This window comes from Azonexus sp. (assembly GCF_036170495.1).
Taxonomy (GTDB): Bacteria; Pseudomonadota; Gammaproteobacteria; order Burkholderiales; family Rhodocyclaceae; genus Azonexus.
In genome coordinates, this window is the sequence record NZ_JAVHPH010000187.1 from 1 (window position 1) to 4,092 (window position 4,092).

Below are 4,092 nucleotides of genomic sequence, written 5' to 3' on the forward strand. Positions count from 1 at the left end.
CCGTCAGGCGCTGGCTGACAAAATCGCGGGCCAGCCCGGTGCTGTCGCAGATCGCCGCGAGATTGCCATAAACGAAGCCGCCCTCGGACAGGGCGCGCAGGATTTCCACATCGTTGTAGGAGAGAACATCCTGGGAATCGGGCTCGACGGCCTTCAGCACCTCGCTTTCGGCCTTGGGCACGGCGATGATCGGCTCGTCGCGCTTTTGCTGCTCGATGCGACCAACGTCGCGCCGAACCTGATCGATCTGCGCCATCAGGCGCTGCACCATGTTTTCGAATAAGCGCCGGGAGGCCACGACGTAGATCAGGCAGAAACCTGAAAACACGTAGAGATCGATCGGCTTGGTCCGCGCCCCCTCAAGCAGCGTGCTCGACAACATGTTGAGAAACAACGGCACGGTCAGTGCTGCAACGACGCCGAACACCGGATATTTCAACCCGTCATGGCGGCCCGCATCGCCACGCCGATCGGCTAAAAAATAGTTGGCCGTGCCGCCGAGCAGCCCGGCGACAACCATGATGCCCAGAATCACCAGCATGTGCCCGTCGAGGGCGCCACTTGGCGTTGTCACCAACAAGGCCGGTTGCAGTTCAGTTGACATGTTTCCCCCTTGAAATCAGCGGCCATTTTCACACGAGAGAGACAATGTTTCTCCAGCGCCGGCACGAAATCATGAGAAAAATAGTCAAAAGACGAATCCCACGGTCGACCGGAAAAAATGGCCAAAATTGAAAAGCCCCGCCGGCTTTTCAGGCGGCGGGGCTTTGGGGGGAACGATCGACTCAGCGTGGCAGCGTCGTCGAACCCATCAGGAAAACATCGACTTCGCGGGCAGCCTGACGACCTTCGCGGATCGCCCAGACCACCAGCGACTGGCCCCGACGGACGTCGCCGGCGGCGAAAACCTTGTCCACGCTGGTCTTGTAGCAACCTTCGCCATCGGTCGTCGCCTTGGCATTCTGGCGCGCATCCTTGGCGACGCCGAAAGCATCCAGCAACCCACCGACCGGGTTGGTGAAGCCCATGGCCAGAAAGGCGTTGTCGCACGGCAACTCGAATTCCGAACCGGCCACTTCGCTCATCTTGCCGTCTTTCCAGTCCAGACGAACGGCTTTGAGCGCCTTGACGTTGCCCTTGCCATCATCGACGAAGCCCTTGGTGGCGACGGCGAAATCGCGGGAGCAACCTTCGTCGTGCGAGGACGAGGTGCGCAACTTGTATGGCCAGTACGGCCAGGTCAGCGCCTTGTTTTCTTCTTCCGGCGGCATCGGCATCAGCTCGAACTGCGTCACCGAAGCGGCACCGTGGCGATTCGAGGTACCGACACAGTCGGAGCCGGTATCGCCGCCACCAATGACGATGACGTGCTTGCCCTTGACGTTGATCGGATTGGCCTTGCCCTGCTGGACTTCCTTGTTCTGCGGAATCAGGAACTCGAGCGCGGCGTAGATGCCCTTGAGTTCGCGGCCCGGCACCGGCAGATCGCGCGGCACTTCAGAACCGGCAGCGAGAATCACCGCGTCGAAATCCTTCATGAGCTGGTCAGCTGAAACGAAGGTGGTCGAATCGTTGTTGATGCCGACCGGCACGTTCTTGTCACCAATCACCACCGTGGTCTTGAAGGTGACGCCTTCGGCTTCCATCTGGGCAACCCGGCGATCGATAACAGATTTTTCCATCTTGAAATCAGGAATGCCGTAGCCAAGCAGGCCGCCAAGGCGATCGCTCTTCTCGAACACCGTCACATCGTGCCCGACACGCGCCAGTTGTTGCGCGGCAGCCAGTCCGGCCGGGCCGGAACCAACGATGGCAACTTTCTTGCCGGTCTTCGCTTTCGCCGGTTGCGGCACGACCCAGCCCATTTCCCAGCCCTTGTCGATGATGAAATGCTCGATCGACTTGATACCGACCGGCGCTGCGTTGATGCCCAGGGTACAGGCCGCTTCGCAGGGCGCCGGGCAAATGCGGCCGGTGAAATCAGGGAAATTATTGGTCGAATGCAGGACTTCCAGCGCCTGCTTCCAATTGCCACGGTAAACCAGATCATTCCAGTCCGGAATGATGTTGTTCACCGGGCAGCCGTTGTTGCAGAACGGGATGCCGCAATCCATGCAACGCGCCCCCTGAATCTTGGCGTCGTCATCGTTCAGGGCATGAACGAATTCCTTGTAGTGGGTCAGGCGCTGTTCAACCGGGTCGTAACACTCGGACAGACGCTCGAATTCCATGAAGCCAGTCGGCTTGCCCATTATGCAGCCTCCTTCTGTGCAGCAGCGGCCATCTCGGTGAGGGCGCGCTTGTATTCATGCGGATAGACTTTGACAAACTTCTCGCGATAGGCATCCCAGTTGGCCAGAATGGCCTTGGCTGTTCCGCTACCGGTGTATTCGGCGTGGCGGGTAATCAGCTCCTTGAGCTGGGTTTCGTCAGCGATCCCAAGATGCTGCGGCTCGCCAGCAGCAATGCGGGATGCCGGCACAACCTTCTCGAGGGCCACTTGGGCGAGGTTGCAGCGGTGCTTGAAGCTACCATCCTCATCGAGCACATAAGCGATGCCGCCCGACATACCGGCCGCGAAATTGCGCCCGGTCATGCCCAGCACAGCTACCGTGCCACCGGTCATGTATTCGCACCCATGATCGCCGACACCTTCGACCACCGCCGTACCACCGGAATTACGAACGCAGAAGCGCTCGCCACCAACGCCAGCGAAGAAGGCTTCGCCTTCGGTCGCTCCATACAAAACGGTATTGCCGCAGATGATGTTCTGCTGCGTATTGCCGCGGAAATCCGGGCTCGGCTTGATGATGATGCGACCACCCGACAACCCCTTGCCGACGTAGTCGTTACCTTCACCAGTCAGTTCCAAAGTCACGCCCCGGGCCAGGAAGGCACCAAAGGCCTGGCCGGCCGTACCGGTCAGCTTGACGTGGATGGTGTCGTCCGGCAAACCGGCATGACCATAGCGGCGGGCAACCTCGCCCGACAGCATGGTGCCGCAGGTGCGGTTGACGTTGATGATGGTCGTTTCGATCTGGACCTTCTGGCCCTTTTCGAGCGCCGGTTTGGCCTGGGCAATCAACTTGTGATCGAGCGCTTTCTCAAGGCCGTGGTCCTGCGTTTCAGTATGCAAACGCGGCACATCAGCCGGCACGTTCGGCTGGAAGAAGATCTTCGAGAAGTCCAGCCCCTTGGCCTTCCAGTGCTCAATACCGGCCCGCATGTCGAGCAGCTCGGAGTGACCGACCAGATCGTCGAACTTGCGAATGCCGAGCTGAGCCATGATCTCGCGAACCTCTTCGGCAACGAAGAAGAAGAAATTGACAACATGCTCGGGTTGACCGGAGAAGCGCTTGCGCAACACCGGATCCTGAGTGGCCACACCGACCGGGCAGGTATTCAGGTGGCACTTGCGCATCATGATGCAGCCTTCGACCACCAGCGGCGCCGTGGCGAAACCGAATTCGTCGGCACCGAGCAGCGCACCGATCACGACGTCACGGCCGGTCTTCATCTGCCCATCGACCTGAACGCGGATACGCGAACGCAGACGGTTGAGCACCAGGGTCTGCTGGGTTTCGGACAGGCCGAGCTCCCACGGCGTACCGGCATGCTTGATCGATGACTGCGGCGAAGCACCGGTACCGCCGTCAAAACCGGCGATCACGACGTGATCGGCCTTGGCCTTGGCGACACCGGCAGCCACCGTACCGACACCGACTTCAGACACCAGCTTGACCGAGATGGAGGCCTTGGAATTGGCATTCTTTAGGTCATGAATGAGTTGAGCCAAGTCTTCGATGGAATAGATGTCGTGGTGCGGCGGTGGAGAAATCAGGCCGACGCCGGGTACCGAGTGACGCAGGAAGCCGATGTACTCAGAAACCTTGTGACCCGGCAACTGGCCACCTTCGCCCGGCTTGGCGCCTTGTGCCATCTTGATCTGGATCTGGTCGGCATTGACCAGATACTCGGTGGTCACGCCAAACCGCCCGGAGGCAACCTGCTTGATGGCAGAGCGCAGCGAATCGCCCTCCTTGAAGGTGTAGTCGCGTTCGATACGCGAGGCACCGACCACTTCGGACAGCG

General features: G+C 59.9%; 3 protein-coding genes. All 3 read right to left on the minus strand.

What is annotated here, in order from left to right; genetic code table 11:
• A partial coding sequence (locus tag ADADOO_RS06325) for a YEATS-associated helix-containing protein (RefSeq protein ID WP_511275969.1) occupies positions 1–604 on the minus strand: 604 nt, incomplete at its 3' end.
• 181 nt (positions 605–785) lie between these two features.
• On the minus strand, positions 786–2,252 hold the full coding sequence (locus ADADOO_RS06330; protein WP_511275970.1) for a glutamate synthase subunit beta: 1,467 nt from the start codon (positions 2,250–2,252) through the stop codon (positions 786–788).
• Positions 2,252–4,092, minus strand: a 1,841-nt coding sequence (locus ADADOO_RS06335) for a glutamate synthase-related protein (protein WP_511275972.1), incomplete at its 5' end; no start/stop codon positions are given. The genes ADADOO_RS06335 and ADADOO_RS06330, both read right to left, overlap by 1 nt.